Origin of the sequence: Lysobacter enzymogenes (assembly GCF_017168095.1) — a bacterium.
In the GTDB taxonomy this organism is placed as follows: Bacteria; Pseudomonadota; Gammaproteobacteria; order Xanthomonadales; family Xanthomonadaceae; genus Lysobacter; species Lysobacter enzymogenes_D.
Window position 1 is genome coordinate 4,927 of the sequence record NZ_LXSD01000390.1, and the last position, 247, is coordinate 5,173.

General features: G+C 68.8%; 1 protein-coding gene. It reads left to right on the top strand.

The features are described 5' to 3' along the window. On the top strand, positions 1 to 247 hold a 247-nt coding region (locus A7A76_RS16080), incomplete at both ends, for a hypothetical protein (protein ID WP_206412136.1).

Sequence of the window (247 nt, forward strand, 5' to 3'; positions counted from 1 at the left end):
CGTGTATACGCTGACCCAGCAGGATGTGAACACGGGCTCGCGCGCCAACACCGCGACCGGCACCGGCACCACGCCGACGGGTGGAACGGTCACCGACACCGACGACGAGACGGTGACGATCAATGCCGCGCCGCAGCTGACCCTGACCAAGACGGCCGGCGCAATCACCGACACCGACACGCCCGCCAACGGCGCGGGCGACGTCGGCGACACCATCACCTACACCTTCGCGGTCCAGAACACCGGC